The sequence below is a fragment of the Pseudomonas soli genome, from assembly GCF_021283165.2.
GTDB lineage: Bacteria > Pseudomonadota > Gammaproteobacteria > Pseudomonadales > Pseudomonadaceae > Aquipseudomonas > Aquipseudomonas soli.
Window position 1 is genome coordinate 4,029,215 of sequence record NZ_CP128543.1, and the last position, 24,745, is coordinate 4,053,959.

Below are 24,745 nucleotides of genomic sequence, written 5' to 3' on the forward strand. Positions count from 1 at the left end.
CCCTCGCCACGCGTCCCAGGTTACCGCCCACGGTATCGCGGCACGCCTTCATAAGCAGCGTCGATATCCGCGCTCATGTCACTCCCATTGCTTCCTGGGTCAGCCGCAACACGAGCGCCTCGATCGCGGCCCTGCGCTCGGCCGTCAGCCTGTCGACCTCGACCAGATAAGCGCCTTCGCCACCAGCGGCGAGTCCGCTCAATGCTTCCAGACGTTCCGAGAATGGTTCCTCAACTGCGCTGAATGTCGCCGGCTGCTCGCGTTGCAGATACTCTCGCCAAAAATCGCGCTGGGTCACGAAACGCACCAATTGGTCACTGCCTTCCGCTTCACGTACCGCAGCAGCGGCCACGGCCAATTGCTGCTGGCTGACATCTGCAATGGTGCTGAACTGCATCGTCCTTGGCTGGCCTGGAAGCTCCAGTTCGACAGCCAAACCAGTCCGGTAGGCCAGGCTGACCTCGATTTCGTCGACAGTCTGCCCTTGCGCCACGCGAGCCTGCACATCCTCCCGGGCCAAACGCTCAACCTGTTCAAGACGGAACAACTGCCTGGCTACGCGCAAGCGAGTCAGCCGTGCGGCCACAGGCTCATCCTGTTGAAGCGCCTGGCGCAGGTACAATCGTACCTCCAGGGCACTGAAACAGGCCGCCACACTATCGGCACAGGTTCGCGAGTCAGCAGCCAGGTTGAACAGTTCTTCACGTAACACCGTATCGCTGTGCATCGCCTCCAGCATGGTCCAGACCCGCCGCCCCAGATCAGCAGGAATGAGTTGATAATCACGGGTGCTGGTCAGCTCCTTCAGCAACCCGAAAAACTCGTCGCTGCCCCCCTCGCCCTGAAGGCCATCCCAATGTGCTTCGCTGATACCACGCCGCGGCGCCTCGACCAACGCCAACCATCGCTCACGTGCTGTGGCCACCGCCGGCAGTTGCGCGTCCACGGCGGCCCCCACTGCGCCCGCAGCCAGCATGCGCTGCCTGACAGCATTGGATAACGGATTGCCGGACAACCTGACGGCCATTCGCAAAGCCTCGGGGGCTTCGAGCAGCATCTCGGGTAGTGCGCCAATATGGTTATCACGCAAGTCGACAAGCTCCAGCAAACGGCAACGGTGCAGTTGCGCAGGCACCGTCTGCAAATTCGCGCCTCGCATGTGCAGTTCGCGCAAGCGGCCCAGCGCATCCAACTGCAGAGCAATTGCTCCCAAGGGGTTGTGGTTCAGATCGAGGATGCGCAAGCGTGTGAGATTGCCAAGGGCGGCAACCCCCGCTGCGGTCATGCGGATCTGGTTGCCAGCCAGCCGGAGGTTGGTCAGATGAGACAGATGCATCAATTCGGCAGGCACCTCGGTCAGGCGATTGTCACTCAGGTTCAACCAGCGCAGCTGAGAAAAACAGCGCAAGAAGGTGGCGGGAACATGTTCCAACGCCAGGTCACTGAGTACCAGTTCAGCCACGTGGGCGAAGTCGGTGTCGACCGGGAGCTCGGGAAGACTGCGTAAAGGTACGCCTGTCAGGCTCAGGCGCATGCCCTGAGATGCTCCGTGCTGGTCGACGATATGCTCGCCGATCAGGCGCCAGCTGCGTCGCAGCTCGTCTGCGACCAACAGGCGGGCAGACTGGCTGGCAGTGGTGCGCGTGCCTTCCACCCAACGCGTCAATGCTTCACTGAACCTGTGATACTGCTGTTCCTGCCGCAACAGATTGCCCAACGCCGATCCCGGCTGCTCCAGCAAGATGCCCAGAAACGTTTGCACTTCCTGGTCATTGAAGCCTGGATACAGGCTTCGAATGCGTGCACGCATCAGCTGCTGGCCGGCATTGCCCCCTGCGCCCCTGCCGCTGAGCAAGTAGCCAACGCGGCCATCGGGCAGGCGCCGAATGGGGTTTTGAGGCGCGCCAACGTCACGGGCACCCAACAATTCAAGCAAGGCCTCACGCCCTTGCGGCAGCCAGCGCTGCAGCGTCAGGCGCATTTGAGTCAACGCCTCGTCGCCATGCCAACCGAGGCGTCGTCGGTCCGCGACTGGCAGGCAGGCCAGCAACGCTTCGTCTAGCTCAAGTGGCCCTGGCGCCCTCGCTTGCGACTCGGTGCCGGTCACGTCATACAGGCGGTAGCGACCGTTGTGCCGGACCATCACCACATTCACGCCAGCCTGTTCCGGTTCAGGCAAACACGCCAGCCGGCGACCGTCAGTTGAGCCCTCGCGCAGTTCCACTTTTGTTGCAGCCGGCCAACCGGCGTGCTCGCGCAAGAGGCAGAAGACCAACTCATCCAGACCTGGGTGATGGCTGCCAGCCAGGTACAGCCCTTCACGCATGCGGGTCAGCCTGGCCACCTGCAGCAGCTGGCGCGCATGCTGTGCCACCGCCAACGGCAGCCGCGCCTGAGTGCGCAGGGCGACACGTTGCCCAGCCGTGATGTGTTGTAGAACATGCAATGCATACGCATCAGGCAAACCCGGGAAATCGCGCTGGATAAGCCAGCCAAGGGAGTCTGACTTCAGATAGCGACCAGCCAGGTAATCGAGCAACCGGGGCCGCAGGCTGGCGGCACGCTCGGCAACCTGCTCCACCTGTTCATCTCGCGACAGGGTTTGCAGCCCCAGATCGTCCAGGCACCATTGCCACAACTCACTGTCAGACCTGCCGAGATGGGCAAAGAATCGCTCTATCCGATCATCTGCGCTAAAGCGCTCCAAGGTGTCGCGTAACGCCACTGGCAACGGGCGCTTCTCCACCAGCAAGCCGCGTAAATGCTCCTGGCTCACGTCCGCCACCTTGAGCACCTGGGCGACTCGCTCGCTCCCTAACGCCGAGGAGGCTGGCCAGAGGCGTTGCAGCAGCATCTGGGCCCCCTGCCACTCAAGCGGCCGCTCGCTAAACAATTGCCAGGAAACTTCATTGTTACGCTCCAGAGAAGGACCAAACGCGGTCTCATCCGTGGGGTCCTGCAAGCGCCAGGGGCCATGCTCACCCAGGGCACGCACCCGCCAGTACTTACCACCGTGGAGCCACCAATGCCGCACGCCATCGGTGTGCAAACCATTGTCCAGTTCGTAAAGCGTCGCGCTCGGCCGCTCGCCCTGATAACGCGACAGGTCATTTGACCAAAGCCGTTGACGGCCCGCGACGTTGTTGATGGGCTCCAGCCCATCGACGAAGGTGCTCCGGACAAAGCCACGCGCCACCAGCGCTCCCCCCGCGGCCACCGCGGCAGTTACCGCCAGGTTCTCGGCAACCCCTAGCAGATGCTCGAGGGCTTCATGCTGATGGCCCAAGGTCCAGTGCCTGACTCCTTCGTAAACTTCCGACAGTGTGTGCGTCACCATGTCCGCCAACAGCAACGCGCCAATCGCCGGCACGAACAACCCGGCCAGGTTGAGCAGGGCCAACCCTGCCGACGCCAGAGATTGCTCACGTTCCAGCGCTTGCCTGGAGTCCGCATCAGCTGTCGGCACAGCCAGGAAGCGCGCATCTTCGCGTATCCGCTCCAACTGCTGTAAAGCCAGGCCCTCGAACTGCCCCTGCGGCAGGTTGGCGAACGTCGGCTCAAGATCAGGGTCCTCATCGGCCAGCCGCTTAGCCAGCGTGGTGAGAAATCCGGCCCGCTCGCGCAGCGAGATCCGTTGTACAAGCGCCGCACACCGAGCAGGATCCTTGAACATTTCAACCAGCTGGAAGTTGATCACACGCCAGGAAACCAGATGTCGGAGGGCAGCGTGGGCATCGTCCGACAGCACCAGCAGCACGCTGCCTGCATGCCGCTGGTCGTCGCTACCGAGCTCCACAACCAGCGCCGCATGCAAAGTGCAACCCAATACTTGCAACGGGCCACACCGCACTGTCCGGCCGTTCTGAAGCGTGCCTGCCCGCCCCGCCACCACATCGCGCACAATCTGGGCTTCGGCTGGCGGCAAAAGGCCCCGGGTGGCGGCTATCTCGAGCTGCAGGGCAAGGGCTTGGCGAAGGCTGTTGGCCAGGGATTGCTGGAATGCAGGAGTGAACAACTGGGCCAGATGCTCCTGGTAACGTGCGCCCACATCAGTCCTGCGGCAGACACTGACAATCTGTGCAGCGTCACCGAGGGCAATCCGTTCCGGCACGTCGGTGCCCGGAATTGGCGGATAAACCAGTGCCGTTTCCATGTAGAAAGATTCACCTTTTGCAAAATTCTGCATCAACCTCTGCAAAGCGGGCACCTTCACGAAGTACGACTCATCCGTGGGGAGTTTTCCCGTTTCCACCTTGAACCTGCGACGCTGCTCCCGCCAGTTCGCGCTGTCGAGGTCCAAGAGCACAGATTGCTCCTGGTAGAACGCCTCCGCCAGCAAGCGCCGGGCAAACGTATCCACGGGTTCCAACCGCCTGAATACAGCCGACACTTCAGCCTGGCTTCTGAGGTGGGCCTTATAGGCATCGCGCAACGCCATCACTTGGGCGGCACTGGCCCGCCTCAACCAGTCCGGCAATACCTCACTGAGAAAGTCATCAGTCGGGTGTTCGAGCTTTGGGTGCAGTGGCGCCTGTTGCATGAGGGTCGATCCTGTGGCTGGAAACCCTCAACGCTGAAGTATCTGCCCGCTCCACTGCAGACGGAATCAATTGCCAGCGTGGCGCGCCTGGATCACAGCGCGGTACTGCCCCGGGTTGCACCCGAACCACTTGCGAAAGGCCTTGTAGAACGAGCTGGCATCGGCAAACCCCAAACGTTCGGCGATCTCGCCCATCGCCGGTTCCGCGCCCACCAGCCAGGTAGTGGCGAGCTCACGCCGCACACTGTCCTTCAGCCTTTGGTAGGTCTGCCCCTCTTCGGCAAGACGCCTGCGCAGGGTCGAAGCAGACAGGCACAGGCTTTGCGCCAGGCTATCCAACGCCGGCCACTGCGCGGGGGCCTGGCGCAGCAGGTCGGTGCGAATACGCCGTGCCAAGCTGGTCGGGTCGCGATAACGCACCAGGATATTACCCGGTGCTTGAGCGAGAAAGCGCTGCAACTCCTGCTCGCTGCGCCGCAACGGTAGGCCGAGACAATCTGCTGGGATGATCATGCGTGTCCGCGGACGGTCGAACTGCAGGTTCTCGGAGAACATGACCCGGTAATCATCACAAAACGGCGGTTCGGCGCAGCGCAATTCGATGCCCAGGATAGGGATGCGCCGCCCGGCCAGCCAGCAGGCCACGCCGTGCACGATCATCCAGAAGGTGAAATAGGTGAAGGCTCGACGCGGCTCGGCGCGCGGTTCATCAATGACCAGTTGCGCCAACCCCTGTTGCCGCACCAGGCACGGCTGCAGATCTTCGAGCATCAGTGCAAGAAACTTCAGCGCCATCTCGAGACCGTCGCCCAGAGTTTGCTGCGCCATGCTCGCACGGCACATGAACGCCAGGCTGCCGGTACGCAGCCCGCGAGCATCCATGGCGAAAAACTCGTCGTCGCAACGGCGGGCCAGCAAGCGCCAGAGGCGCGCATAGGATTGCGCGGCAACACGCGCCTCGGGCAGGTACAGGGCGCCAGCATCGATACCGGCACGTGCCAGCAAAGCAGCATCCGCTTCGTCGCCACGGCAGGTCTGCAACAGGGCCTCGCGCACCAGTTGCATGGAAATCGTGTCTTTCGTGCTCATCGGTTGATCCGGGGCGATCCAACGGCCATCTTAGGCCGCTGGACCGAAAATGCCAGCCTCAGGCCCTCGCACCAGGTACGACCAGCGCAACACACGATCATGCCGCCAGCCCTAGGAAAGCCTGGATCAGGCGCAATTCGCGGCGCCGCTCAAGGCAGCCGATCATGTGCCGGTTGAGCAGCCCCTCGCCAGCCAGGGGCCTGGCCACTACCCGCGGATCATGAGCCAACTCCACCGACGATACGATACCGATGCCCAACCGTGCCGCCACCGCTTCGGTCACGGCCTCCCGACTGTCGAGCTCCAGCAGCACACGCGGCTGCACCTGCACCAGGGCGCAGGCCTGGTCGAAGGTGCGGCGGGTAATCGAATTCGGTTCACGCAGCACCATAATCTGTCGGTCCAGCGCGTCGATGGCCAAGTCGTCTGCGGCCCCAGCCAAAGGATGGTCAACCGGCAGCAAGGCACACAGGCGCGAGTCTCCCAGGCTTTGCAGGTAGAGCCCCTTGCGCGGCTCAACCTCGGTCAGTAGCGCCACGTCGGCGTGCTCGGACAACAACGCGGCCAGGGTTTCCTGAGCATTGCCCAAACGCAGGTTGACGGTAATGCCTGGGAAGCGGGCACGCAGCTGGGCCAGCATTGGCATCACCCGGTGCGGCCCGTCAGCGGCCACCTCCAAGCGCCCGGTGAGCAGTTGGCGATTGGCTTCGAGCATGGCCTGCGCCTCTTCAGCCATGCCGAACATGGCACGGGTGATCGCGGCCAGGCGGGTACCCTCCTCGGTCAGTTCCACCCGCCGCGCAGTACGCCGCAGCAAGGTGATCTGGTAGTGCTCCTCCAGCGCCTTGACGTGCCCCGTCACCGCCGGCTGGCTGATGAACAGACGCGCAGCGGCACGGGTGAAACTGCCTTCACGGGCGACAGCATCGAAGGCACGTAGCTGGAACATGTTCATTAGTATCGGCCTTAGTTATAGCTCGGATAACAACAAACAATTTGATTGATGAAAGCCCGAATTGCAACCTAAGCCCCGTAGTTCCAGACCACCGCTTGTGAGGAATAACGGAATGAGCAACGCCCCGATCCTGCTGACCCCCGGCCCCCTGACGACCTCGTCCCGCACCCGCCAAGCCATGCTGGTGGACTGGGGCTCCTGGGACCGCGACTTCAACCAGCTGACCGCCAGTGTGTGCGAGCAACTGCTGGCAATCATCAATGGCAGCGCCAGCCACCACTGCGTGCCCCTCCAAGGCAGCGGGACCTTCGCCGTGGAAGCGGCCATCGGCACCCTGGTCCCGCGTGACGGCAAAGTGCTGGTCCTGATCAACGGTGCCTATGGCCAGCGCCTGGCGAAGATCTGCAAAGTGCTGGGCCGTCCCTACAGCACCTTCGAAACCGCCGAAGACCAACCAACCACCGCCGCCGATGTCGACCAGCTGCTGGCCGCCGACCCTGCCGTCACCCACGTGGCACTGATTCACTGCGAGACCAGCACCGGCATTCTCAACCCACTGGCTGAGATTGCCCAGGTTGTCCAGCGCCACGGCAAGCGCCTGATCATCGATGCCATGAGTTCGTTCGGCGCGCTGCCGATCGACGCCAGCCAGGTGCCTTTCGAAGCGCTGATCGCCGCCTCGGGCAAGTGCCTGGAAGGCGTGCCTGGCATGGGCTTCGTCTTTGCCGAGAAAGCCGCCCTGGCCGCTGCCGAGGGCAACGCCCATTCGCTGGCCATGGACCTGCACGACCAGCACGTTTACATGGCCAAGACCGGCCAGTGGCGCTTCACCCCACCGACCCATGTGGTAGCCGCCCTGCACGAAGCCCTGCAGCAGTACAACGAGGAAGGTGGCCTGCCAGCGCGCCACCAGCGTTACGCCGACAACTGCAAGACCCTGCTCGACGGTATGGCCGCCATAGGCCTGCGCAGCTTCCTGCCGGCCGGAATCCAGGCGCCGATCATCGTCACCTTCCACGCGCCGAACGATGCCCGCTACCAGTTCAAGGCATTCTACGAACGGGTCAAGGCCAAGGGCTTCATCCTCTATCCGGGCAAATTGACCCAGGTCGAGACCTTCCGCGTCGGCTGCATCGGCGTGGTCGGCGCCGATGGCATGCAGGCCGCCGTCAATGCCGTGGCCGAGGTGCTGCGGGAAATGGAAGTGCTGGACATCTGACACTTTGCCCATCGATCTCAAGGAAAACGCGCACATGAACTACAGCAATCCCACCCAGCTGCAAGCCGCCATCCTCGACTGGGCCGGTACCGTGGTCGACTTCGGCTCCTTCGCCCCTACGCAGATTTTCGTCGAGGCCTTCGCCGAATTCGACGTGCAAGTGTCCATCGAGGAAGCCCGAGGCCCCATGGGCATGGGCAAGTGGGACCATATCCGCACCCTGTGCGATGTGCCCGAGATCGCCGAGCGCTACCGCAAGGCGTTCGGCCGCACACCGACCGATGATGACGTGACCGCCATCTACGAACGCTTCATGCCGCTGCAGATCGAGAAGATCGCTGTGCACTCGGCGCTGATCCCGGGTGCGCTGGACACCCTCACTGGCCTGCGCAAGGGCGGCCTGAAGATCGGTTCCTGCTCGGGCTACCCGAAAGTGGTGATGGACAAGGTGGTCGAGCTGGCCGCGCAGAACGGCTACGTGGCCGACCATGTGGTGGCCACCGACGAGACCCCGAACGGCCGCCCCTGGCCAGCTCAGGCCCTGGCCAACGTGATCGCGCTGGGGATCGACGATGTGGCGGCCTGTGTGAAAGTCGACGACACCGTGCCGGGTATCCTCGAAGGCCGCCGCGCCGGAATGTGGACTGTCGCGCTGATGTGCTCGGGCAATGCCCTGGGTCTGACCTGGGAAGGTTACCAGGCCTTGAGCGCGGAAAAGCTGGAGAGCGAGCGCAAGCGTATTCACGCGATGTTTGCAGGGTCGCGCCCGCACTACCTGATCGACACCATCAACGAGCTGCCCGAGGTGATCGCCGATATCAACCGGCGGTTGGCCAAGGGGGAGATGCCGCAGGCTTGCTGATCGTCCGCGTGATGGCCATCGCCGGCAAGCCGGCTCCCACAGGAGCCGGCTTGCCGGCGATGAGGCATCTTCAGACCGCCCGGTTCAGCTTCACCCACGAGGCAAACTTGTCGATGAACCCCTGCAGGAACGGCCGAGTCTTGTCACTCAACTTGCCACTGTCATCGAACAACGTTGCAGCACCGCCGATGTAGGCCTCGGGCATTTGCATGCACGGCATGTCGAGGAACACCAGCGACTGACGCACGGCATGATTGGCACCAAACCCGCCGATCGCCCCGGGCGACACACTGGCCACCGCCGCCGGTTTGCCACCCCATACGCTCTGCCCGTAAGGCCGCGATCCGACGTCGATGGCGTTCTTCAACCCGCCCGGCACCGAACGGTTGTACTCCGGGGTGACGAACAACACCGCGTCACTGCGACGGATCTCGTCGCGAAAATGCTTCCACGCCTCGGGAGCGCCCTCGGCCTCGACGTCCTCGTTGTACAACGGCAAATCGCCGATCTCGACGATCCTCAGGGCAAGGCTGGACGGCGCCAGCTCAGAGAGCGCGCGGGCCACCTTGCGGTTGAAGGAGTCCTTGCGCAAGCTGCCGACGACAACCGCTACCGAATAAACCTGGCTCATGGCGTTTTGCAACCTCTGCTCTGGGAATGGGACCAGTTAGTTATAGATGACCGTTCCTCGGCTTCACGGTTTTTTTCCATTCGGCTGAAAACTTCCCAAGCATTTCACTGGTCTATGCCTACAGACATTTCCTACACGATTCAGAGGTTTCCACCTAAATGGCAGCAGTAATGGTCGGCCAGTTCCACGCCCGTGACGCCGAAGGCCGCATCTACCCCGTCCACGAGTTCCAGGAGTCCACCCTCCAGGCCGACGGCAGTATCCTCGGGGCCCCGGTCACCAGCTATCGCCTGGCCATCGGCGATCGCGTCAACCATCTGGGCGACGACCGTTTCGAACTGGCCCAGACTGGCGTCGAGATCATTCGTATTCCTTGACGCAGTCGACGGTGTACAGCGTTCCCTCGCGCTGCAGGCCATGCACATCGGCGACGAAGCCAGGGAAACCTTGGTCAAAGGCTCGGGCGCAGTCCAGGTAGACCAGGATCGAGCGGGTCACCTCAGTGAAGCGCTCGCCGGGCATGATCAACGGGATCCCGGGTGGATAGGGCACCAACATCACCGCCGCCACCCGACCTAGCAGTTGCTCGATCGGCACTGCCTCGACTGACCCACGCACCATCCGGTCATAGGCATCGGCGGGTGTCATCGCCACCTCTGGCAAACGGGTGAACAGCAGCTTGAGCTGTTTTGAAGTGGCATTGCCACGATAGAAACCATGCAGTTGCTGGCACAAATCGCGTAGCCCTAACCCCAGGTACCGTGATGGTTGCTCCACCACCACACTTGGCAGGCAGTCGGCCAGCGCGGTATTGGCGTCGTAGTGGCGTTTGAACTCCAGCAGCTCGGTGAGCAGTGTGCTCCACTTGCCCTTGGTGATCCCCATCGAGAACAGCACCAAAAAGCTGTACAAACCAGTCTTCTCCACTACCAGCCCGCGCTCCCAGAGAAACTTGCCCACCACCGCCGCAGGAATCCCATGGCCATCCGTCGCCCCAGCAGCGCCTGGCATCACCAGGGTGACCTTGAGCGGGTCGAGCAATACATAGTTCTCGCCAAGCCCGCCGAAACCGTGCCACTCGGCGCCCGGCTGAAGCAGCCAGTCCACCGCCGCCTGACCCTCGTCGACGTGCGTCGCTGGCGGCTGCCAGATACTGAACCACCAGTCATCGACGGCGAGGTGCTCGCGCAGATTGGCCAGCGCCCGGCGAAAGCTCAGGGCCTCGTCGAACATCTCCTGCAACAGCGAACGCCCCGCCGGGCCTTCCATCATCGCCGAGGCCACGTCCAGCGAGGCGAGGATGCTGTACTGCGGCGAGGTGGAGATATGCATCATGAACGCTTCGTTGAAGCGGTCGCGGTCCAACTGGCGGCTGGCACCGTCCTGCACATGGATCATCGAGGCCTGGCTGAAGGCCGCCAGTAGCTTGTGGGTGGAATGGGTGCTGAACAGCAGCGGCCCGTCGTCGCCACGTGGCGTACCCATGGCATAGCGGTCGACGAAGAATTCATGGAAGGCGGCATAGGCGAACCAGGCCTCGTCGAAGTGCAGCACCTCGACACTGGCACCCAGGGCCTGCTTGATCATCCCGGCGTGGTAGCACAGGCCGTCATAGGTGGAGTTGGTGACCACGGCGAGCTTGATCTTCGCAGGCTTTCCCTGGGCCAGCGGATGGGCCTGGACCTTCGCTTGGATAGACGCCGGGCTGAACTCGCTGAGCGGGATCGGCCCGATGATGCCCAGCTCATTGCGCTCCGGGCACAGGTAGATGGGGATGGCGCCGGTCATGATGATCGCGTGCACCACCGACTTGTGGCAGTTGCGGTCCACCAGCACCAGGTCCCCGCGCCCGACCATGGCATGCCAGACGATCTTGTTGGCGGTTGAGGTGCCATTGATGACGAAGAAGGTATGGTCGGCACCGAAGTTGCGTGCCGCCCGTGCCTCGGCGGCGGCCAGCGGGCCAGTGTGGTCGAGCAGCGAGCCCAGCTCCGGCACCGAGACCGACAGGTCCGAGCGCAGGGTGTTTTCACCGAAGAACTGATGGAAGGCCTGCCCCACCGGGCTCTTGCGGTAGGCGACGCCACCGCCGTGGCCCGGCGTGTGCCAGGAGTAGTTGGATTGCGCGGTGTGCTGTACCAAGGCCTTGAAGAACGGTGGCAGCAGGCCATCGAGGTAATTGTGCGCGGCCCGCGCCACCTGGCGGGCGAGAAACGGCACTGTGTCTTCGAATAGATAGAGAATGCCGCGCAACTGATTCAGCTCGCCCATGGCCTCGGCGGGTGCATTCTCCAGAGTGACCTGCTCGCCCAAGGCAAAAATCGGCAGGTTGGGTGCCCGCAGCCGGGCCAGGCGGATCAGTTCCGCCATATTCTGCAACAGGCGGCTGTCGTCGCCGACACCCTCGGCGGCAATCAGCATGCAGGCCAGGCCGTGATGGGTGGCGGCCACCAGCCGTGCTTCGGCCTGATCGGCGACGGCGAGGATGGCGAAGCCGTCACGGGCCAGTTCATCGGCGATGCCGCGCACTCGCTCGCCGGCGACGGTGTCGGCCTTGATGGCCCGGTGGACGATGAGGATCGGGAACTGCAGGTCCTTGTACATCGGGCGGCTACCTCTGCGGGTAATTTCCCTCAGGGTAGTCGAGTGTGATGCTGTCATCGCCAGGCCGGCTCACAAGGTGCAGCGCTGGATGCGGTCCCTGTGGGAGCTGGCTTGCCAGCGATGGGCCGGGCCTGCCTTCGAGTCAGCTGGCGGCTGGCTCGGTCAATGCCTGCCACATCGACGGCCCACCCGCCGACTTGGCAATGGCCGCCAAGCGTTCGGCATGGGCCTCGAGTTCTTCCTCGCTGGCCAGGATCACCCGCCCCGGCGCACGCCCGACAATACGGCGAATCTCGCTACCGGTTGCCCCTTGCCCATCCTCGTCACCCGCCCCTTCGCCCGCCAGCGACAGGCTGGTCTGGCCACCGGTCATCGCCAGGTAGACGTCGGCCAGCAGTTCCGAGTCGAGCAGTGCGCCGTGCAGCTCACGGCCGGAGTTGTCGATGCCGTAGCGTTTGCACAGGGCATCGAGGCTGTTGCGCTGCCCCGGGTGGCGCGAGCGCGCCATCATCAGGGTGTCGAGGATCGGGCAATGCTGCGAAATATCGGCACGATCCTGCTGGCCGATCAGGGCGAACTCGTTGTTGATGAAGCCAACGTCAAACGCGGCGTTGTGGATGACCAGGGTGGCGCCCTGGATGAACTCGAAAAACTCCTCGGCCACATCGCCGAAACGCGGTTTGCCGACCAGGAAGGCGTCGGTGATGCCGTGGACGTTGATCGCGCCCTCGTCACTCTCACGGTCGGGCTGCAGGTAAACGTGGAAATGCCGCCCGGTCAGGCGCCGGCCCACGACCTCGACACAACCGATCTCGATGATGCGGTGGCCTTCGGCCACTGGCATGCCGGTGGTCTCGGTGTCGAGGATGACGAACCGTTTGTCTTGCTGCTGCTCCACGCGGGGACTCCAACTGGCGGTGCTTGAATTCGGGGTGGGAGTATAACGAAATCGGGGCCGTTTTGCGGTCATCGCGGGGCAAGCCCGCTCCCACGCAGCCAGCAGTCATCTCGTGGGAGCGGCGATGCGGCGACCCGACTTGCCCCGCGATGGCCCGCAACACGATCAACGTTGCGCGCGAACCTCATCAACCCCACGATTGGCCAACTGGTCGGCACGCTCGTTGCCCGGATGGCCGATATGCCCACGGACCCACTTCCAGGTCACCTTGTGCCGGTTGACCTGTTCATCGAGCTGCACCCACAGGTCGGCGTTCTTCACCGGCTCTTTCGCGGCGGTCTTCCAGCCACGCTTCTTCCAGTTGACCATCCACTCGTTGATGCCCTTCATGACGTACTGCGAGTCGGTGGTCAGCAGCACCTCGCACTCGCGCTTGAGCGCCTTGAGGCCCTCGATCGCCGCCATCAGTTCCATGCGGTTGTTGGTGGTCTCGCGCTCGCCGCCCCACAGCTCCTTCTCGACGCCCTTGTAGACAATCAGCACGCCCCAGCCGCCCGGGCCAGGGTTGCCCTTGCAGGCACCATCGGTGTAGATCTCGACGCTATCGCTCATGTACCACTCATGTTCAGTGCTTTTCGGATTCGGGATGGGTGGCGCTGCGGTTGACCTTGGCCAGCGGCAGCGGCAGCAGCTTGCCCATCGGCTCACGGCGCTCCAGGCGCAGCGGCCGCAGGCCCACCACCATCTTGCGCGCCACCAGCAGGTAGACACCGCCACCGGCAGTCTGCCAGCCACCGGCCACGCGCTCCCAGCCAGCCAGGCGCTGCTGCCAGGCCGGCGAGGCAAGCGGCGGACGATAACACCCGAAGCGGCGTTTCTCCAGCGCGAAGCCCAGCAGGTTGAGCCAGTCGCCGACCCGCGACGGCGAGATGCAACGGGCCTTGCGCAAGGCCCCGTGGCTAAAGAAATGGCGCACGCCCCAACTGCTCCAGGGGTTGATCCCGATGATCAGCAGGTGGCCCCCCGGGCGCACGGAACTGGCCGCCTCGCGCAGCAGCCCGTGAGGGGACAGGCTGAAGTCCAGGCCATGCTGCAGCACCACCACGTCGGCGGCGTGCTCCGACAACGGCCAGGCCTGCTCCTCGCAGACGATTTCCACCCCCGGCAGCGGCGCGCCCAGGCGCACGTTGCGCTGCACCTGCGGGGCGTTGGGCGGAGGTTCGGCGCAGGGGCCGTAGTGCACAAGGTAGCCACCGAAGAAGCGCCGCAGCTCTTCTTCGAGCAACTTTTCCTCCTCCTTGAGCATCAACTGCCCAAGAGGCCCATCGAACCAGTCGCGGGCCAGGCGGATCAGCTCGACCCAGTCGGGGTCGGCCTGGGCGAAGGCTTGGTCGGTCATTGCGTTCTCCCTCGAAGGTTCTCCGCTCGCGCCATCGCGGCTAAGATGCCCTCAATGTCCAGGCTTGGCGATACGGATCCGCACATGATACAGATCGATGCCCTACCCGCTTTCAACGACAACTACATCTGGTTGTTACAGGATACTGCCAATCGCCGCTGCGCAGTGGTCGACCCCGGTGACGCTGCGCCGGTGCGCGCGTGGATGGAGCAGCACCCGGACTGGGCATTGGAGGCAATCCTCGTCACCCACCACCACCATGACCACGTCGGCGGCGTCGAAGCCTTGAAAGAGACCACCGGCGCCCAGGTGTACGGCCCGGCCAGCGAACGTATCCCGGGCCGCGATATCGCCCTGGCAGACGGCGCCCGCATCGAGGTGCTGGGCCTTGCCTTCGACGTCCTGGCCATGCCCGGCCACACCCTGGGGCATATCGCCTATTACACTGCGCAATCGCCCACACCGCTACTGTTCAGTGGCGACACCCTGTTCGCCGCCGGCTGCGGCCGCTTGTTCGAAGGCACGCCCGAGCAAATGCACCATTCGCTGCAACGCCTGGCGGCGCTGCCCGCCGAAACCGAAGTGTACTGCGCCCACGAATACACCCTGAGCAACCTGCGCTTCGCCCGTGCCGTGGAACCCGACAACGAACACGTTCGCCAACGGTTCGAGGACGTTACCCGGTTGCGCGCGGACAATCGCATCACCTTGCCCTCGAGCATCGGCCTCGAGTGCCTGACTAATCCGTTTTTACGTACCGCTGAAACATCCGTTAAACAAAAAGCAGACGAATGGAAGGGACATTCCAACCCTAGCCAAGCCACTGTTTTTGCTGCCTTGAGGTCTTGGAAGGACGTGTTCTGATAACCCGAAGATATATCGCATCATAGGCTCTATGGTTGACCCGGCCGGGAGCGGTTTCTAGAATCGCCCAACTTTTTTGCCCGGATAACCGTCCCAGCCGATGTCTTCCCGTAGCCGCAGAACCTCTCATTCGGTCGCCCTGACGCGACTGGCCCAGATCAGTGCACTGGCGCTGGCCGCCACCCTGGTCGGCTGCCAGAGCACCCGTCAGCTCGACGAAGCCGACAGCGTTCGCGCGCACAATTACCAGGCGCGGATCAAGCACAAACCGGCGCCGCTGGTGGCCAAGCCCAAGGAACAGGCACCGCCACAGGACGTCTGGGAGCGCATGCGCCAGGGCTTCGCCCTGCAGGACGGCATGGACGTCAACCCGCGCATCGAACAGCAGCGCCTGTGGTTCGCCAGCAACCCGTCGTTCCTCGAGAACGCCGGCGAGCGAGGCAGCCTCTACCTGCACTACATCGTCGAGCGCCTCGAAGAGCGCGACATGCCGCTGGAGCTGGCCCTGCTGCCGGCCATCGAGAGCGCCTACAACCCGATGGCCTACTCCCGGGCGCACGCCGCCGGCATGTGGCAGTTCATCCCGTCCACCGGGCGCCACTTCAACCTGCGCCAGACCAACTTCTACGATGGTCGGCGCGACGTCACCGCCTCGACCAACGCCGCGCTGGACTACCTGAACCGCCTGCACGACATGTTCAACGGCGACTGGCTGCTGGCCCTGGCGGCCTACAACGCCGGTGAGGGCACGGTCAGCCGCGCCATCGAGCGCAACGAGCGCCTGGGCCTGCCGACCGACTACTGGAACCTGCCGCTGCCGCAGGAAACCCGCGACTACGTGCCCAAGCTGCTGGCCCTGTCGCAGGTGGTCAACACCCCGGCCGCCTACGGGGTCAACCTGAACCCGATTGCAAACGAGCCGTACTTCGAAGCTATCGCCATCAACGACCGCCTCGATCTGTCCCGCGTGGCCGCCTTCGCCGACATCGACGAAGACGAACTGATCCAGCTCAACCCCGCCTTCAAGAAGCGCATGACCGTGGACGGTCCGCAGCAACTGCTGGTGCCGACTGCCAAGGCGCAACTGCTCAGCGACCGCATGTCCAACCTCAAGCCCGAGGAACTGGTCAGCCTGCAACCGAACAAGGCCGTGTTCCAGGCCGCCCTGGCCGAGGCCAAGGCCCCCGCGGCGCGCAGCTACCGGGTCAAGCGTGGCGACAACCTGGGCAGCATCGCCAAGGCCAACCGGGTGTCGGTCAAGCAGCTGCAAAGCTGGAACCGCATCCGTGGCAACAACCTCAAGGTCGGCCAGGTCCTGGCCCTGCGTGGCGGCAGCGCGCCGAGCGCGGCAGCCAACCGCGTGGCAGACTCCAAGCAGCGCTCCACCCAGTACAAGGTGCGCAAGGGCGATTCGTACTACCTGGTGGCCAAGCGTTTCAACGTCGAGATGAAGCACCTCAAGCGCTGGAACCCACGCACCGGGCACGCGCTCAAGCCGGGCCAGACCCTGACCGTCTACCTGGCACGCTGATATCTCGCTCGCGGGGCCTGTCCTCCTCCCACGCCAGTCGCGATCGGCGTGGAGTGGGCTGGCCCCGCGATGCTTTGAAGGCTGAAGCAAAGCCCCGCGCCCTACCCTTTTTCCATTCCAGACAAGCTGTTACTGTACCCCGAACCAAGCCCAACGCCCTCTGGATCGGATGCCGACTTGATACGTCCCCTCCTGCTGTCACTCAGCCTGGCCTTGAGCTTCCCCGCCGTCGCGATGGTGAGCGAAAGCCACGGATACGCGCAGTTCGGCACGCTCAAGTACCCGGCCAGTTTCACCCACTTCGACTGGGTCAACCCGCAAGCCCCTAAAGGCGGCACGTTGCGGGCCATGGCCTTCGGCACCTTCGACACGCTCAACCCCTACACCTTCAAGGGCTCGAGCCCGGTCACCACGCCCAACTTCCTGCAGTACGGCATCAACGAGCTCAACGAGCCGCTGATGGTCGGCACCGGCATGTACGACCCGTCCGGCGACGAACCCACCTCCAGCTACGGCCTGATCGCCCGCTCGGTCGAGTACAGCGAGGACCGCAGCTGGGTGGTGTTCAATCTGCGCCCCGAGGCGCGCTTCCACGATGGCGTGCCGATCACCGCGCAGGACGTGGCGTTTTCCTACCGCACCCTGCTCAAGGACGGCCACCCGATCTACCGCACCAACCTGCAGGAAGTGGCCCGGGTCGATATCCTCGGGCCGCTGCGCATCCGCTTCGTATTCAAGCGCGCCGGCAACCCGCTGCTGATCCTGCGCCTGGGCGAAATGCCGGTGCTGCCCAAGCACTACTGGGCCAAACGCGACTTCAAGGCCACCACCTTCGAGCCGCCGCTGGGCAGCGGCCCCTACCGCATCAGCGAAGTGCAACCCGGTCGCCGGCTGGTGTTCGAACGGGTGAAGGACTACTGGGGCAAGGACCTGGCGGTCAACCGCGGCAAGTACAATTTCAAGCGCGTCGAGTACGAGTTCTACCGCGACGCCACCGTGGCCTTCGAGGCGTTCAAGGCCGGTGAATTCGATATCTACATCGAGCACCAGGCGAAGAACTGGGCCAACGGCTACAACTTCCCTGCCGTGCGCCGTGGCGAGGTGATCAAGGCGCAGATCCCGCACAAGATCCCCACGCAAACCCAAGGCCTGTTCATGAACAGCCGCCGCGCCGCGTTCAGCGACCCTCGGGTGCGCCAGGCGCTGAGCCTGATGCTCGACTTCGAGTGGACCAACCGCGCCCTGTTCAGCAGCGCCTACCGCCGCTCGACCAGCTACTACCCTAACAGCGACTTCACCGCCAGCGGCCTGCCCACCGGCAAGGAATGGCTGCTGCTCAAGCCATTCCGCGACCAGCTGCCGGACAAGCTGTTCACCGAGCCCTACCAGGTCAGCCACACCGACGGCAGCGGCATCAGCCGCCCCGCCCTGCGCCAGGCCCTGGGCCTATTCGCCCAGGCCGGCTGGAAGCTCAGCGGCCAGCGCCTGGTCGACGGCAAAGGCCAGCCGTTCAGGCTGGAGTTGCTGCTGGTGAACCCCAACCTCGAACGCATCCTGCAACCTTATGTCGAAAATCTGGCCAGCATCGGCATCGATGCGCGCTTGCGCACCGTGGACCGCGCCCAGTACAAACAACGGCTCGACCAGTTCGATTTCGACATGATCCTGATGACCCTGAACCAGACCCTGAGCCCGGGCCTCGAGCAGTGGCTGTATTTCCACTCAAGCCAGGCCGCCACCAAGGGCAGCAAGAACTATGCTGGCGTGAAGGACCCGGTGGTCGACCACCTGCTCGACACCTTGCTCGCCGCCCGCAGCCGCGATGACCAGATCGCCGCCGCGCGCGCCCTGGACCGCGTGCTCTCATGGCAGTACTACATGATCCCCAACTGGTACCTCGACAATCACCGCCTGGCCTACCGCAACCGGTTCGCCTTCGTCACCACACCGCCCTACACCCTCGGGCTGAACAGCTGGTGGATCAAGAAGACTTCGGAGAAAGCCAAATGACGCCGACCCTGCGCCGCCTGGCCGCTAGCCTGCTGCTGACCTGCCTCACGCTCCCGGCCGTGGCCGCCCCGCAACACGCCCTGACCCTGTACGGCGAGGCGCCGAAATACCCGGCCAACTTCAAGCACTTCGAGTACGTCAATCCTGACGCACCGAAGGGCGGCACCTTCCGCCAGTCCAGCTTCGGCGGCTTCGACAGCCTCAACCCGTTCATCAACAAGGGCGTGCCCGCCGACAACGTCGGCGCCATCTACGACACCCTGATGCGCCAGAGCCTGGACGAACCCTTCACCGAGTACGGCCTGGTGGCCGGCAAGATCGAAAAGGCCCCCGACAACAGCTGGGTGCGCTTCTACCTGCGCCCCGAAGCACGCTTCCACGACGGCCACCCGATGCGCGCCGAGGACGTGGTGTTCACCTTCAACGCCCTGATCAAGGACGGCGCGCCGCTGTACCGCCAGTACTACGGCGACGTCGCTGAAGTGGTCGCCGAAGACCCGCTCAAGGTGCTGTTCAAGTTCAAGCACAACAACAACCGCGAGCTGCCGCTGATCCTCGGCCAACTGCCGGTGCTGCCCAAGCACTGGTACCAAGGCCGCGACTTCGACCGCGGCAACCTGGAGATCCCGCTCGGCAGCGGCCCATACAAGGTCGCCGAGGTGAAGGCCGGCCGCTCGATCCGCTACGAGCGGGTCAAGGACTACTGGGCCAAGGACCTGCCGATCAACCGCGGCTTCTACAATTTCGACGTGATGACCTTCGACTCCTACCGCGACAACACCGTCGCCCTCGAAGCGCTCAAGGCCGGCCAGTTCGACTACGGCCTGGAGGTGAGCGCAAAGAACTGGGCCACCGCCTACGACGTGCCCGCCGTGCGCGACGGCCGGCTGATCAAGGAAGAACTGCCCAATGGCAACCCCGTCGGCATGCAGGGTTTCATCTTCAACCTGCGCAAGCCGATGTTCCAGGACATCCGCGTGCGCCACGCCATCAGCCTGCTGCTGGACTTCGAGTGGACCAACAAGCAGCTGTTCAACGGCGCCTACACCCGCACCGGCAGCTACTTCGAGAACTCCGAAATGGCCGCCAGCGGCCTGCCCAGCCCCGCCGAGCTGAAGATCCTCGAGCCGCTGCGCGGCAAGGTGCCGGACGAGGTGTTCAACGGCGCCTTCCACAACCCGGTCACCGACGGCAGCGGCATGATCCGCGACCAGCAGCGCCAGGCATACAAGCTGCTGCAGGAGGCCGGCTGGAAGGTCGTCGACGACAAGATGGTCGATAAAGACGGCAAGCCGATGACCATCGAGTTCCTCCTGGCCCAGACCCAGTTCGAGCGCGTGCTGCTGCCGTTCAAGCGCAACCTCGCGGACCTCGGCATCAACCTCGAGATCCGCCGCGTGGACGTTTCGCAGTACATCACCCGCCTGCGCTCGCGTGACTACGACATGATCGTCGGCGGCTTCGCGCAATCCAACTCGCCCGGTAACGAGCAACGTGAATACTGGAACAGCGCCGCCGCCGACAACCCCGGCAGCCGCAACTTCATCGGCCTGCGCGACCCTGGCATCGACCAGCTGGTGGAGCAGTTGATCAACGCCGACTCCCGACAGAGCCTGATCGAGCACTGCCGCGCCCTGGACCGCGTGCTGCAATGGGGTTACTACGTGATCCCCAACTGGCACATCAAGACCTGGCGCGTGGCCTACTGGAACCATATCGGCCACCCCGCCGTATCGCCCAAGTACGACATCGGCATCGACACCTGGTGGATCAAGCCCGACGTCACGCCCGCGGTAAGCGAAGCCGCCGCACCGGATGAGGCCAACTGAGATGCTGGCCTATATCCTGCGGCGCCTGCTGCTGATCATCCCCACCCTGTTCGGCATCCTCATCATCAACTTCATCATCGTCCAGGCCGCCCCCGGCGGCCCGGTGGAGCAGATGATCGCCAAGCTCGAAGGCTTCGACGGCGCCACCAGCCGCATCGCCGGTGGCGGCGCCGAAGTCTCGGTGGCCGGCTCCAACTACCGTGGCGCGCAAGGCCTGGACCCGGCGCTGATCGCCGAGATCGAGCGCATGTACGGCTTCGACAAGTCGGCGCCCGAGCGGCTGTGGATCATGGTCAAGAACTATGCCCAGCTGGACTTCGGCAACAGCTTCTTCCGCGACGCCAAGGTCATCGACCTGATCGCCGAGAAGATGCCCGTGTCCATTTCCCTCGGGCTATGGAGCACGCTGATCATGTACCTGGTGTCGATCCCGCTGGGGATCGCCAAGGCCGTGCGCCACGGCAGCCACTTCGACGTGTGGACCAGCTCGGCGATCATCGTCGGCTACGCCATCCCGGCGTTCCTGTTCGCCATCCTGCTGATCGTGCTGTTCGCCGGTGGCAGCTATTTCGATTGGTTCCCGCTGCGCGGGCTGACCTCCAACAACTTCGACGAGCTGAGCACCACCGGCAAGGTCCTCGACTACTTCTGGCACCTGGTGCTGCCCATCACCGCCCTGGTGATCGGCAACTTCGCCACCATGACCCTGCTGACCAAGAACAGCTTCCTCGACGAGATCAACAAGCAGTACGTGGTCACCGCCAAGGCCAAGGGCCTGAGCCGCACCCGCGTGCTCTACGGCCATGTGTTCCGCAACGCCATGCTGCTGGTGATCGCCGGCTTCCCCTCGGCGTTCATCGGCATCTTCTTCACAGGGTCCCTGCTGATCGAGGTGATCTTCAGCCTCGACGGCCTGGGCCTGATGAGTTTCGAAGCGGCGATCAACCGCGACTACCCGGTGGTGTTCGGCACCTTGTTCATCTTCACCCTGCTTGGTCTGGTGGTGAAGCTGATCGGCGACCTCACCTACACCCTGGTCGATCCGCGCATCGACTTCGCCAGCCGGGAGCACTGACATGGCCCTCTCTCCCCTCAATCGCCGGCGCTTCGAGCGCTTCAAGGCCAACCGCCGCGGCTGGTGGTCGCTGTGGATCTTCCTGGTGCTGTTCGTGCTCAGCCTGGGCGCCGAGTTCATCGCCAACGACAAGCCGATTGCCGTGCGCTACGACGGCGAGTGGTACTTCCCCGCCTTCAAGCGCTACCCGGAGACCACCTTCGGCGGCGAGTTCCCGCTGGAGGCCAACTACAAGAGCCCGTATATCCGCGATTTGCTGGCCAAGAAGGACGCCTTCGTGCTGTGGGCGCCGATCCCCTACAGCTACCAGAGCATCAACTACGACCTGAAAGTACCCGCCCCCGCGCCGCCCTCCACCGACAACCTGCTGGGCACCGACGACCAGGGCCGCGATGTGCTGGCCCGGGTGATCTACGGCTTCCGCATCTCGGTGCTGTTCGCCCTGACGCTGACCATCGCCAGCTCCATCATCGGCGTGATCGCCGGCGCCTTGCAGGGCTTCTACGGCGGCTGGGTGGACCTGGCCGGCCAGCGCTTCCTGGAGATCTGGTCCGGCCTGCCGGTGCTGTACCTGCTGATCATCCTTGCCAGCTTCGTGCAGCCCAACTTCTGGTGGTTGCTGGGCATCATGCTGCTGTTCTCGTGGATGAGCCTGGTGGACGTGGTGCGCGCCGAGTTCCTGCGCGGGCGCAACCTGGAATATGTGCGCGCCGCCCGCGCCTTAGGGATGCGCAACGGCCCGATCATGTACCGGCATATCCTGCCCAACGCGATGATCTCGACCATGACCTTCATGCCGTTCATCCTCACCGGCGCCATCGGCACCCTTACCGCCCTGGACTTCTTAGGCTTCGGCCTGCCCGCCGGTTCGCCGTCGCTGGGCGAGCTGGTGGCCCAGGGCAAGTCCAACCTGCAAGCCCCGTGGCTGGGTATCAGCGCCTTCGCCGTGCTGGCGGTGATGCTGAGCCTGCTGGTATTCATCGGCGAATCCGCCCGCGACGCCTTCGACCCGAGGAAATGACATGAGCCAAGACACCCTGATCGAAGTCCGCGACCTGGCGGTGGAGTTCGTCACTGGCGAGCAGGTCAACCGCGTGGTCGACGGCATCAGCTTCGACATCCGCAAGGGAGAGACCCTGGCCCTGGTCGGCGAAAGCGGCTCGGGCAAGTCGGTGACCGCCCACTCGATCCTGCGCCTGCTGCCCTACCCGCTGGCGCGGCATCCTTCTGGCACCATCCATTATGAAGGCAAGGACCTGCTGCACCTGGGCGAAAAGCCCATGCAGCGCATTCGCGGCAACCGCATCGCGATGATCTTCCAGGAGCCGATGACCTCGCTGAACCCGCTGCACAGCATCGAGAAGCAGATCAACGAGATCCTCTTGTTGCACAAGGGCCTCACCGGCAAGGCCGCCACCGCTCGCACCCTGGAGCTGCTGGAGCTGGTAGGCATTCCCGAGCCGCACAAGCGCCTGAAAGCCCTGCCCCACGAGCTGTCCGGTGGCCAGCGCCAGCGGGTGATGATCGCCATGGCCCTGGCCAACGAGCCCGAACTGCTGATTGCCGACGAGCCCACCACGGCGCTCGACGTGACCGTGCAGTTGAAGATCCTCGACCTGCTCAAGTCGTTGCAGGCGCGCTTGGGCATGGCCCTGCTGCTGATCAGCCACGACCTCAACCTGGTACGCCGCATCGCCCACCGCGTGTGCGTGATGCAGTGCGGCAAGATCGTCGAGCAGGCCGATTGCGCCACGCTGTTCAGCAAGCCGCAGCATCCGTATACGCAGATGCTGATCAACGCCGAGCCCAGCGGCGCACCCGCCGCGAATGCCGAAGGGGCGCCGTTGCTGGAGGTGAAGGACTTGAAGGTGTGGTTCCCGATCAAGAAGGGGCTGTTGCGCCGCACCGTGGACCATGTGAAGGCCGTGGACGGGGTCAATTTCAGCCTGCCCCAGGGGCAGACGCTGGGCATCGTTGGCGAGAGTGGCTCGGGCAAGTCCACCTTGGGGCTGGCCATCTTGCGGTTGATATCCAGCCAGGGCGGGATTCGCTTCCATGGGCAGAATCTTGAGGGGCTGAACCAGAAGGAAGTGCGGCCGCTGCGGCGGGAGATGCAGGTAGTGTTCCAGGATCCCTTTGGCAGCCTGAGCCCGCGCATGTGCGTGGCGGATATCGTTGGCGAGGGGTTACGGATTCACAAGATCGGCACACCGGCTGAGCAGGAAGCGGCGATTATTGCTGCGTTGGAGGAAGTGGGGCTGGATCCTCGGACGCGGCATCGGTATCCCCATGAGTTTTCCGGCGGGCAGCGGCAGCGGATTGCGATTGCGCGGGCGTTGGTGTTGAAGCCTGCGTTGATTCTGCTGGATGAGCCGACCTCGGCGCTGGACCGGACGGTGCAGCGGCAGGTGGTTGAGCTGCTGCGGAATTTGCAGGTCAAATACAACCTGACTTATCTGTTTATCAGCCATGACCTGGCGGTGGTCAAGGCGTTGAGTCATCAGTTGATGGTGATCAAGCATGGGCAGGTGGTGGAACAGGGGGATACGGGGGTTATTTTTCATGAGCCGCGGCATGGGTATACGAGGCAGTTGTTGGATGCGGCGCTGGTGAGCAGCGACAAAGGTACATGAACTCATATACCTCCAAGCCACCGCATTTATGTCGTTAAGAGGATTGCCGGGCGAGCGGGTGATAGGCCATCACCCTTCACGACACATAACCCGAACCATCAACCACAACGCCTGACCTGACATTTTTACCAGTATCTGACGAGATGTCCAAGGTGTACAACCTACCTGTGACCTGATAAGCGGAGAACAGGTATGAAACGATTAACTTGGATCATATTTACCATTTTAAGCACACAAGCAGCGGCCTCGGACCCATTACCTCAAGGCAATATTGAAAGCGGAAAGAGAATTTTTGCTATCCGATGTTCACAATGCCATACGACCGAAAAGGATGGCCCTAATATGGAAGGCCCTAATCTCCACGGCCTGTTTGGCAGCACTACGGGATTCGCGAAAAACTATATCTACACCGATGGAAACAAATACAGGGGTATAACGTGGGAAACCGCCACACTTTTTGAATACCTACTTAACCCCAGGCATTACATACCCGGAACAAAAATTGCTTTCGCAGGACTTAAAAAGCCTCAAGAACGCGCGGACCTTATCGAATACTTGAGAAATGTCACTCAATAACCCTCAGCTGGATGCGCCGCATAGCGCCTG

At 63.4% G+C, this 24,745-nt stretch carries 19 protein-coding genes; 11 read left to right on the forward strand and 8 right to left on the reverse strand.

The window, feature by feature from the left end:
* Nucleotides 1–73: 73 nt before the first annotated feature.
* The 3 genes from LU688_RS18660 to LU688_RS18670 all read right to left on the reverse strand — a co-directional run bounded on the left by LU688_RS18660 (nucleotide 74) and on the right by LU688_RS18670 (nucleotide 6,584).
* Nucleotides 74–4,540 (reverse strand): NEL-type E3 ubiquitin ligase domain-containing protein, encoded by a 4,467-nt coding sequence (locus LU688_RS18660; protein ID WP_094012088.1) that lies wholly within the window; start codon nucleotides 4,538–4,540, stop codon nucleotides 74–76.
* A 66-nt stretch (nucleotides 4,541–4,606) separates the two neighbouring features.
* Nucleotides 4,607–5,629 carry an AraC family transcriptional regulator gene (locus tag LU688_RS18665; RefSeq protein WP_094012087.1) on the reverse strand — a complete coding sequence of 341 codons (1,023 nt, stop codon included), beginning with the start codon at nucleotides 5,627–5,629 and terminating at the stop codon, nucleotides 4,607–4,609.
* A gap of 97 nt (nucleotides 5,630–5,726) precedes the next feature.
* Nucleotides 5,727–6,584: a LysR substrate-binding domain-containing protein gene (locus LU688_RS18670; RefSeq protein ID WP_094012086.1), complete on the reverse strand. Its 858-nt coding sequence runs from the start codon at nucleotides 6,582–6,584 to the stop codon at nucleotides 5,727–5,729.
* Nucleotides 6,585–6,696: 112 nt separating this feature from the next.
* On the opposite strand from LU688_RS18670, the gene LU688_RS18675 reads away from it, so the two are divergent.
* Nucleotides 6,697–7,803, forward strand: a complete 1,107-nt coding sequence (locus LU688_RS18675) for a 2-aminoethylphosphonate--pyruvate transaminase (protein WP_094012085.1) — start codon at nucleotides 6,697–6,699, stop codon at nucleotides 7,801–7,803.
* A 34-nt stretch (nucleotides 7,804–7,837) separates the two neighbouring features.
* Nucleotides 7,838–8,665 (forward strand): phosphonoacetaldehyde hydrolase, encoded by an 828-nt coding sequence (gene phnX, locus LU688_RS18680; protein ID WP_232888254.1) that lies wholly within the window; start codon nucleotides 7,838–7,840, stop codon nucleotides 8,663–8,665.
* Nucleotides 8,666–8,735: 70 nt separating this feature from the next.
* Here phnX and LU688_RS18685 read toward each other — a convergent pair whose 3' ends face one another.
* Entirely contained in the window at nucleotides 8,736–9,296 is a 561-nt protein-coding gene (locus LU688_RS18685) for an NADPH-dependent FMN reductase (protein ID WP_023629446.1), read from the reverse strand.
* Nucleotides 9,297–9,454: 158 nt separating this feature from the next.
* Here LU688_RS18685 and LU688_RS18690 point away from each other — a divergent pair, with 158 nt between their 5' ends.
* Entirely contained in the window at nucleotides 9,455–9,673 is a 219-nt protein-coding gene (locus LU688_RS18690) for a hypothetical protein (RefSeq protein ID WP_038706474.1), read from the forward strand.
* Here the strand turns inward: LU688_RS18690 and LU688_RS18695 are convergent.
* The 4 genes from LU688_RS18695 to LU688_RS18710 form a co-directional block, all read right to left on the reverse strand.
* The gene (locus LU688_RS18695) at nucleotides 9,657–11,900 is read right to left on the reverse strand and encodes an Orn/Lys/Arg family decarboxylase (protein WP_104445110.1); all 2,244 of its coding nucleotides are present in this window, start codon (nucleotides 11,898–11,900) and stop codon (nucleotides 9,657–9,659) included. The genes LU688_RS18690 and LU688_RS18695 overlap by 17 nt on opposite strands.
* A 142-nt stretch (nucleotides 11,901–12,042) precedes the next feature.
* Nucleotides 12,043–12,798 (reverse strand): DNA polymerase III subunit epsilon, encoded by a 756-nt coding sequence (gene dnaQ, locus LU688_RS18700; protein ID WP_023629444.1) that lies wholly within the window; start codon nucleotides 12,796–12,798, stop codon nucleotides 12,043–12,045.
* A gap of 165 nt (nucleotides 12,799–12,963) precedes the next feature.
* Nucleotides 12,964–13,410, reverse strand: coding sequence for a ribonuclease HI (rnhA, locus tag LU688_RS18705; protein WP_023629443.1), 447 nt, complete (start codon nucleotides 13,408–13,410; stop codon nucleotides 12,964–12,966).
* 13 nt (nucleotides 13,411–13,423) lie between these two features.
* Complete coding sequence (locus LU688_RS18710; protein ID WP_038706475.1) at nucleotides 13,424–14,197, reverse strand: methyltransferase domain-containing protein; 774 nt, start codon at nucleotides 14,195–14,197, stop codon at nucleotides 13,424–13,426.
* A gap of 84 nt (nucleotides 14,198–14,281) precedes the next feature.
* Between LU688_RS18710 and gloB the strand changes: the two genes are divergently transcribed.
* The 8 genes from gloB (at nucleotide 14,282) to LU688_RS18750 (ending at nucleotide 24,715) form a co-directional block, all read left to right on the forward strand.
* Nucleotides 14,282–15,061, forward strand: coding sequence for a hydroxyacylglutathione hydrolase (gloB, locus tag LU688_RS18715; RefSeq protein WP_094012083.1), 780 nt, complete (start codon nucleotides 14,282–14,284; stop codon nucleotides 15,059–15,061).
* Between the two features lie 100 nt (nucleotides 15,062–15,161).
* Nucleotides 15,162–16,592 (forward strand): lytic transglycosylase domain-containing protein, encoded by a 1,431-nt coding sequence (locus LU688_RS18720; protein WP_094012082.1) that lies wholly within the window; start codon nucleotides 15,162–15,164, stop codon nucleotides 16,590–16,592.
* A 177-nt stretch (nucleotides 16,593–16,769) separates the two neighbouring features.
* On the forward strand, nucleotides 16,770–18,602 hold the full coding sequence (locus LU688_RS18725) for an extracellular solute-binding protein (RefSeq protein WP_201755074.1): 1,833 nt from the start codon (nucleotides 16,770–16,772) through the stop codon (nucleotides 18,600–18,602).
* Nucleotides 18,599–20,431, forward strand: coding sequence for an extracellular solute-binding protein (locus LU688_RS18730; protein ID WP_038706479.1), 1,833 nt, complete (start codon nucleotides 18,599–18,601; stop codon nucleotides 20,429–20,431). Before LU688_RS18725 ends, LU688_RS18730 begins: the two co-directional genes overlap by 4 nt.
* Before the next feature lies 1 nt (nucleotide 20,432).
* Nucleotides 20,433–21,506, forward strand: a complete 1,074-nt coding sequence (locus LU688_RS18735) for a microcin C ABC transporter permease YejB (RefSeq protein ID WP_038706480.1) — start codon at nucleotides 20,433–20,435, stop codon at nucleotides 21,504–21,506.
* Between the two features lies 1 nt (nucleotide 21,507).
* A complete protein-coding gene (locus LU688_RS18740) occupies nucleotides 21,508–22,527 on the forward strand; it encodes an ABC transporter permease (RefSeq protein ID WP_023630279.1) in 1,020 nt (339 codons plus the stop codon).
* A gap of 1 nt (nucleotide 22,528) precedes the next feature.
* Nucleotides 22,529–24,139 (forward strand): ABC transporter ATP-binding protein, encoded by a 1,611-nt coding sequence (locus tag LU688_RS18745; RefSeq protein WP_094012081.1) that lies wholly within the window; start codon nucleotides 22,529–22,531, stop codon nucleotides 24,137–24,139.
* Nucleotides 24,140–24,331: 192 nt separating this feature from the next.
* A complete protein-coding gene (locus tag LU688_RS18750) occupies nucleotides 24,332–24,715 on the forward strand; it encodes a c-type cytochrome (protein ID WP_232888255.1) in 384 nt (127 codons plus the stop codon).
* Nucleotides 24,716–24,745 lie beyond the last annotated feature (30 nt).

Excerpts from the sequence above, each read along its gene's own strand:
- LU688_RS18730 (WP_038706479.1), top strand. The coding sequence starts at position 18,599 with ATGACGCCGACCCTGCGCCGCCTGGCCGCTAGCCTGCTGCTGACCTGC.
- LU688_RS18665 (WP_094012087.1), bottom strand. The coding sequence starts at position 5,629 with ATGAGCACGAAAGACACGATTTCCATGCAACTGGTGCGCGAGGCCCTG.
- LU688_RS18685 (WP_023629446.1), bottom strand. The coding sequence starts at position 9,296 with ATGAGCCAGGTTTATTCGGTAGCGGTTGTCGTCGGCAGCTTGCGCAAG.
- LU688_RS18690 (WP_038706474.1), top strand. The coding sequence starts at position 9,455 with ATGGCAGCAGTAATGGTCGGCCAGTTCCACGCCCGTGACGCCGAAGGC.
- LU688_RS18740 (WP_023630279.1), top strand. The coding sequence starts at position 21,508 with ATGGCCCTCTCTCCCCTCAATCGCCGGCGCTTCGAGCGCTTCAAGGCC.
- LU688_RS18675 (WP_094012085.1), top strand. The coding sequence starts at position 6,697 with ATGAGCAACGCCCCGATCCTGCTGACCCCCGGCCCCCTGACGACCTCG.
- LU688_RS18735 (WP_038706480.1), top strand. The coding sequence starts at position 20,433 with ATGCTGGCCTATATCCTGCGGCGCCTGCTGCTGATCATCCCCACCCTG.
- LU688_RS18720 (WP_094012082.1), top strand. The coding sequence starts at position 15,162 with ATGTCTTCCCGTAGCCGCAGAACCTCTCATTCGGTCGCCCTGACGCGA.
- LU688_RS18660 (WP_094012088.1), bottom strand. The coding sequence starts at position 4,540 with ATGCAACAGGCGCCACTGCACCCAAAGCTCGAACACCCGACTGATGAC.
- rnhA (WP_023629443.1), bottom strand. The coding sequence starts at position 13,410 with ATGAGCGATAGCGTCGAGATCTACACCGATGGTGCCTGCAAGGGCAAC.
- phnX (WP_232888254.1), top strand. The coding sequence starts at position 7,838 with ATGAACTACAGCAATCCCACCCAGCTGCAAGCCGCCATCCTCGACTGG.
- gloB (WP_094012083.1), top strand. The coding sequence starts at position 14,282 with ATGATACAGATCGATGCCCTACCCGCTTTCAACGACAACTACATCTGG.
- LU688_RS18750 (WP_232888255.1), top strand. The coding sequence starts at position 24,332 with ATGAAACGATTAACTTGGATCATATTTACCATTTTAAGCACACAAGCA.
- LU688_RS18670 (WP_094012086.1), bottom strand. The coding sequence starts at position 6,584 with ATGAACATGTTCCAGCTACGTGCCTTCGATGCTGTCGCCCGTGAAGGC.
- LU688_RS18695 (WP_104445110.1), bottom strand. The coding sequence starts at position 11,900 with ATGTACAAGGACCTGCAGTTCCCGATCCTCATCGTCCACCGGGCCATC.
- LU688_RS18710 (WP_038706475.1), bottom strand. The coding sequence starts at position 14,197 with ATGACCGACCAAGCCTTCGCCCAGGCCGACCCCGACTGGGTCGAGCTG.
- LU688_RS18745 (WP_094012081.1), top strand. The coding sequence starts at position 22,529 with ATGAGCCAAGACACCCTGATCGAAGTCCGCGACCTGGCGGTGGAGTTC.